The organism is Streptomyces sp. SID9727 (assembly GCF_010550605.1).
GTDB lineage: Bacteria > Actinomycetota > Actinomycetes > Streptomycetales > Streptomycetaceae > Streptomyces.
The window spans coordinates 1-4,087 of the sequence record NZ_JAAGNI010000452.1; the positions used below are offsets into that span (position 1 = coordinate 1).

The 4,087-nt window shown below is 73.6% G+C and carries 4 protein-coding genes; 3 read left to right on the forward strand and 1 reads right to left on the reverse strand.

Annotated features, from left to right (window positions below):
• Together G3I41_RS31515 and G3I41_RS31520 are read left to right on the forward strand one after the other, a co-directional pair.
• Positions 1-772: electron transfer flavoprotein subunit alpha/FixB family protein (locus G3I41_RS31515; protein WP_164403946.1), on the forward strand; the 772-nt coding region annotated here is incomplete at its 5' end.
• A gap of 170 nt (positions 773-942) precedes the next feature.
• Positions 943-2,241, forward strand: coding sequence for an aldolase/citrate lyase family protein (locus tag G3I41_RS31520; RefSeq protein WP_164403947.1), 1,299 nt, complete (start codon positions 943-945; stop codon positions 2,239-2,241).
• Positions 2,242-2,251: 10 nt separating this feature from the next.
• On the opposite strand, the gene G3I41_RS31525 is transcribed toward G3I41_RS31520, so the two are convergent.
• Positions 2,252-3,280 (reverse strand): LacI family DNA-binding transcriptional regulator, encoded by a 1,029-nt coding sequence (locus G3I41_RS31525; RefSeq protein ID WP_164403948.1) that lies wholly within the window; start codon positions 3,278-3,280, stop codon positions 2,252-2,254.
• A gap of 173 nt (positions 3,281-3,453) precedes the next feature.
• On the opposite strand from G3I41_RS31525, the gene G3I41_RS31530 reads away from it, so the two are divergent.
• A partial coding sequence (locus tag G3I41_RS31530; RefSeq protein WP_164403949.1) for an ROK family protein occupies positions 3,454-4,087 on the forward strand: 634 nt, incomplete at its 3' end.

Here is a 4,087-nt window from a genome sequence, read left to right on the forward strand (position 1 = left end):
CGCCGACTACCTGGTCGTACCGAAGGTGGACGCCCTCCAGGCCGCTTTCGACGCCGTGTCCCCGGCCGCCGTGCTGCTGTCCTCCTCCGCGGAGGCCAAGGAGATCGCGGCCCGTCTCGCGGTCCGGATCGGCTCCGGCATCATCACCGACGCCGTCGACCTGGAGGCCGGCGACCAGGGCCCGGTCGCCACGCAGTCCGCGTTCGCCGCCTCGTACACGACCAAGTCCCGTGTCTCCAAGGGCGTTCCGGTCATCACGGTCAAGCCGAACTCCGCCCAGGTCGAGCCGGCGGCGGCCGCCGGTGCCGTCGAGACCCTCGCGGTCTCCTTCTCGGCTCAGGCCACCGGCACCAAGGTGCTCTCGCGTACGCCGCGTGAGTCGACGGGCCGTCCGGAGCTGACGGAGGCCGCGATCGTGGTCTCCGGTGGCCGCGGCGTCAACGGCGCGGAGAACTTCGCGGTCATCGAGGCCCTCGCCGACTCGCTGGGTGCCGCGGTGGGCGCCTCGCGTGCCGCCGTGGACGCCGGCTGGTACCCGCACACCAACCAGGTCGGCCAGACCGGCAAGTCCGTCTCCCCGCAGCTCTACATCGCCTCGGGCATCTCCGGCGCGATCCAGCACCGGGCCGGCATGCAGACCTCGAAGACGATCGTCGCGGTCAACAAGGACGCCGAGGCCCCGATCTTCGACCTCGTCGACTACGGCGTCGTCGGCGACCTCTTCGACGTCGTCCCCCAGCTCACCGAGGAGATCAACACCCGCAAGGGCTGATCGCCGGACGGTTCGTACGAGCAAGGGCCCGGGGCCGCACGGTGCACGCACCGTGCGGCCCCGCGGCGTATCCGGTCACCGTTGACTCCGATGCGACCGCCTTATAACTTCACTATACGGATTGTTGTTTCCGGGAAGCGGAAACAGCCGGAGCGTGGAGGGTGCGGACGATGGGTCAGCAGGAGAACGTGGCGACGAGCCTCGCCGGTGCGGTCAGCGACGGGATCAGCGCGTCCCTCGCGCCGGTGGACGCCGAACTCGCCCGCCGCTACCCGGGCGACCCCGGCACCCGCCAGCCCGTGCACACCGTCTACGTCCCGGGCGACACCTTCACGGCAGGCACCCTGCGTACCTGGGGCGACGAGGCACTGAAGGCGCTCGACGAGCACGCCCCGGACGCGGCGGCACTCGCCGAGGTGCTCGGCATCCCGGACGAGCTGGCCGGACCGGTTCACGACCGCGTCCGCGCCAAGCTGGAGCGCGAGCCGGTCGAGGACCTGAGGATCGACTTCGAGGACGGCTACGGGCCCCGCTCCGACGCGGAGGAGGACGAGGCGGCCTCCCGCGCGGCCCGGCTCGTCTCGGAGGCGTACGCCGACGGCACCGCCGCCCCGTACATGGGCATCCGGATGAAGTGCATGGAAGCTGCCGTCCGGGACCGGGGCATCCGTACCACGGACGTCTTCCTCACCGGCCTCATGCGGGCGGGCGGGCTCCCCGACGGGCTCGTCCTCACCCTGCCGAAGGTGACCTATCCCGAACAGGTCACCGCCTTCGTCCAGCTCCTCGAAGCCTTCGAGCGGGCGCACGGGCTGCCGGACGGGCGCCTCGGCTTCGAGATCCAGATCGAGACCAGCCAGTCCATCCTGGCCGCCGACGGCACCGCGGCCGTGGCCCGCATGATCGACGCGGCCCAGGGGCGGGCCACCGGGCTGCACTACGGCACCTTCGACTACAGCGCCTGCGTAGGCGTCAGCGCCGCTTACCAGGCGAGCGACCACCCGGCCGCCGACCACGCCAAGGCCGTCATGCAGGTCGCCGCCGCCGGGACCGGCGTACGCGTCTCCGACGGCTCGACCAACGTCCTGCCCGTCGGCCCCACCCCGCAGGTCCACGAGGCGTGGCGGCTGCACCACGGCCTCACCCGCCGCGCTCTGGCCCGCGCCTACTACCAGGGCTGGGACATGCACCCCGGGCACCTGCCGACCCGGTACGCGGCCGTCTACACGTTCTACCGCGAGGGCCTGGAGCAGGCCGCCGCCCGGCTCGCCGCGTACGTCTCCAAGGCCGGCGGCGACGTGATGGACGAACCGGCCACCGCCAAGGCGCTCAGCGGCTACCTGCTGCGCGGCATCGACTGCGGCGCCCTGGACACCGAGGAGGTCGCGGAGCTGACCGGGCTGACCCGCGCGGACCTCGACGCCTTCGCCTCGCCCCGGCGCGGCACCCTGACGGTCACCGCGCCCTGAGGGCCCTCCTTCAGGCGGGAGGGATCTCCCCCGAGCCGCGGGCGATCAGACGCGTCGGGAGCTCCACGCGGGCCGGGGGGTGACCGGCCCCGTCCAGGCGCCGGAAGAGGTGCTCGGCGGCGGTGCGGCCCGCCGCCGCCGCGTCCTGGGAGATGACGGTGATGCCGAGCAGGTCCGCCAGCTCGATGTCGTCGAACCCGACCAGGGCGACCGGCCGCTCCCGGTCAGCGAGGACGCGGACCACCGTCACGGTCACCCGGTTGTTGCCGGAGAAGAGCGCCGTCACCGGTTCCGGGCCCGCGAGCATCGCCTCGGCGGCGGCGCGGACGCGGCCCGGGTCCGTGGAGCCCAGCGAGACCCAGGAGTCCTCGACGGTTATCCCGGCCTCCGCCATGGCCGCGTGGTACCCGCGCAGTCGCTCGGTCGCGGTGTGGATGCGCGGCTGGTCGCCGATGAAGCCGATACGGCGGTGGCCGTGCGCGATCAGATGGGCGACGCCCTCGCGGGCGCCGCCGAAGCTGTCCGAGAGCACCATGTCCGCCTGGATCTGCCCGGCCGGGCGGTCCACGAACACCGTCGCCACCCCGGCCTTGATCTCCGGTTCCAGATAACGGTGGTCGTCCGCGGCCGGGATCACGATCAGCCCGTCGACCCGGCGCGCGCACAGCGCGAGGACCAGCTCCTGCTCGCGCTCCGGGTCCTCGGCGCTGGATCCGTTGATGAGCAGGGCTCCGTGCGCGCGGGCCACTTCCTCGACCGCGCGGCTCAGCGGCCCGTAGAAGGGGTCGGCCAGGTCCTCCAGGACCAGGCCGATGGAGGCGGTGCGGCCCTTGCGCAGCACGCGCGCGCTGTCGTTGCGGCGGAAGCCCAGCGCCTCGATGGCCTCCTGCACACGGCGCTCGGTGTCCGGGGTGACCCCCGGCTCGCTGTTGACCACGCGGGAGACCGTCTTCAGGCCCACCCCGGCCCGGGCGGCCACGTCCTTCATGGTCGGCCGGTTGCCGTAACGGGGCTCGGGATGACGGGCGGTCTCGGCCACGGTGCGCTGTCCTGTCGTCGGTCGGGCGGTTCCGGCGGGCCACGGCGGCTGCCGTGGGGCTCCCAGAGGGTGTGGCGTCGAGCATAGGCCCTGGACAACGTTGTCAAGGGGATGGAGACTGGGCAGACTGTGCACTGAGCCGCAGGTCCCGTCCACACCCCGGAGCCACACCGATGCAAACCGACCTCGTCGCCGCCCTGGACATCGGGGGCACCAAGATCGCCGGCGCGTTGGTGGACCGGTACGGCACGCTCGTGGCGCGCGCGCAGCGGCCGACGCCCGCCCGGGAGAGCGGCGAACGCGTCATGGAAGCAGCCGGCGGCGTCCTGGCCGATCTGGCGGCCTCCCCGCGCTGGGGCGACGCGACGGCGGTCGGCATCGGCAGCGCGGGTCCGGTGGACGCCGCCGAGGGGACGGTCAGCCCGGTCAACGTGCCCGGGTGGCGGCGCTTCCCCCTGGTCGAGCGGGTCGCCGACGCCACAGGCGGCCTCCCGGTCACGCTGGTCGGCGACGGCGTCGCGATCACCGCGGCGGAACACTGGCTCGGCGCGGCCCGCGGTCATGACAACGCGTTGTGCATGGTGGTCTCGACCGGTGTGGGCGGCGGGCTCGTCCTCGGCGGCGCCCTGCACCCCGGCCCCAGCGGGAACGCCGGCCACATCGGGCACATCAGCGTGGACCTCGACGGCGACCTCTGCCCGTGCGGGGCGCGCGGCTGCGTCGAGCGCATCGCCAGCGGGCCCAACATCGCGCGCCGCGCGCTGGACGCCGGCTGGCGGCCCGGCCCGGACGGCGACGCGACCGCGG